We start from the raw sequence: 1,641 nt of genomic DNA on the forward strand, positions 1-1,641 counted from the left end.
GTTAGCCTACGCCGGGGTCCCTACGGACCTCTGCTTTGCTATACCTTTCTTGAACTATCTCTTTTCACCACCACCATTCATTTTTGGGGTTGACTTTTAATAGTTAATCTTCCATGTATTGAGCCACCGTTTCCTGGAAAATATCGCGTCGTTTCCGCTACACCTCCATACAATTGCGCAATGCAATCTTCAACAGTGTGGTTTATCCATCAACTATTCGGCAACCATCGGTGGCATACCAATTGCCAATAAAAAAAGATGGAATGTGGTGGTGTATGACCATTACATTCCATCCTCATCTTTTTTGTATTCCATGATATCTTCAACTCGACAATCCAAAATTTTACAAAACATCTCAATTGTGTGGGTGCTAACACCTTCATTTCGTTTCAAGCGTGTGATTTGAGCCGGACTGACACCATAGTTTTTTATCAAGGCATACTGTGAAATACCTTTTTGTTTCATGATTACCCATAGTTTCTCATAGGAAATCATCGTACCCCACGCCCCTCTCTGCTTGAATAATAACCAATTACGGTATATAATGGTATTAACCAAAATCGGTTATTATCATAAGAAAGGTGGCTACTGAAAATGGAATGCGACAAGAAATGTTTTTTTATTGGACACCGAGATGCGCCATCTACAATATTCCCAATTTTATTGGAAACTGTGGAACGGCACATTACAGAGTACGGAATCCGGGAATTTTTTGTTGGCCGATATGGTCAGTTTGACTCCATGGCCGCCAATGCAGTGATTGCCGCCAAACGGAATGCCCCCATACCCGAATTGACGGACAGAAAAATCAGTCGTAAACTGGAATAGAAAGGAGCGATAAAAATGGAAGAGCAAAAGAACAAAAAAGGTGCGCCGCCACCTCGATACGACGATGCATTCAAAGCCGGTGCCGTGAAACTGGTAACAGAGCAAGGGCGGGAGCCCAAAGAGGTTGCCCGGGACCTGGGCATTTGCATCGACACCCTACGGAGCTGGTTGAAGGCCTCAGGGATGCAGCTGGGCCAAGTGAGCCGCTACAACCGGGAACAGCAGCGGATCCGGGAGCTGGAAGCGGAGATCCGTACGCTGCGCAAGCAGCTGGGTGAGAAAGAGGAGGTCATTGACATCCTAAAAAAATCCGTCGGCATCCTGTCGAAACCATAGTGGAAAAATACCGCTGCGTTCAGGCGCTGCACCGCCAGGGAGCCACTGTGGAACAGGCATGCCGGACCCTGGAGATCTCGCGCAGCGGCTACTATGATTGGCTGCATCGTAAACCCTGTGTGCGGGAGCAGCGCAATCAAGCACTGAAACGGAAACTGGTGGAACTACACCAAAAATATCCTGCGGGGCAATCCCAAATTCTGTGTAAACTCCGTTCAGGGTGGGAATAGAGCAAAATTTATTCAGGGCGGCAGCAGGTTCATCTGACTGCCGCCTTTTCACCAACATACCGCCGGTGGGGATAGATGTCAAGGACGGCGGAGCCGTTTTCTTACCCTTGACATCCGGCACCAGCAGTGTTACTCAGGCATACGCTCGGCAAAATAGATGGCCATCTGAGCGTGGATCAGGCTCCAGTCCTGCCGCCGCCCAGTCCACTTTTTTGTAATGTCCATCATGGCCAGATACAGCATTTTC

At 48.1% G+C, this 1,641-nt stretch carries 3 protein-coding genes; 2 read left to right on the forward strand and 1 reads right to left on the reverse strand.

What is annotated here, in order from left to right:
* Window positions 1-282: 282 nt before the first annotated feature.
* Window positions 283-495 carry a helix-turn-helix domain-containing protein gene (locus ACTQ33_RS17030; RefSeq protein WP_441465680.1) on the reverse strand — a complete coding sequence of 71 codons (213 nt, stop codon included), beginning with the start codon at window positions 493-495 and terminating at the stop codon, window positions 283-285.
* Between the two features lie 99 nt (window positions 496-594).
* Here ACTQ33_RS17030 and ACTQ33_RS17035 point away from each other — a divergent pair, with 99 nt between their 5' ends.
* Both ACTQ33_RS17035 and ACTQ33_RS17040 read left to right on the forward strand, forming a co-directional pair.
* Entirely contained in the window at window positions 595-828 is a 234-nt protein-coding gene (locus ACTQ33_RS17035) for a hypothetical protein (RefSeq protein WP_441465681.1), read from the forward strand.
* 15 nt (window positions 829-843) lie between these two features.
* On the forward strand, window positions 844-1,164 hold the full coding sequence (locus ACTQ33_RS17040) for a transposase (protein ID WP_441465682.1): 321 nt from the start codon (window positions 844-846) through the stop codon (window positions 1,162-1,164).
* Window positions 1,165-1,641: the final 477 nt, after the last annotated feature.

Origin of the sequence: Candidatus Avoscillospira sp. LCP25S3_F1, assembly GCF_052117125.1 — a bacterium.
Taxonomy (GTDB): domain Bacteria; phylum Bacillota; class Clostridia; order Oscillospirales; family Oscillospiraceae; genus Avoscillospira_A.

Coding starts and splice junctions, on each gene's coding strand:
- ACTQ33_RS17030 (WP_441465680.1), bottom strand. CDS start 495: ATGATTTCCTATGAGAAACTATGGGTAATCATGAAACAAAAAGGTATT.
- ACTQ33_RS17035 (WP_441465681.1), top strand. CDS start 595: ATGGAATGCGACAAGAAATGTTTTTTTATTGGACACCGAGATGCGCCA.
- ACTQ33_RS17040 (WP_441465682.1), top strand. CDS start 844: ATGGAAGAGCAAAAGAACAAAAAAGGTGCGCCGCCACCTCGATACGAC.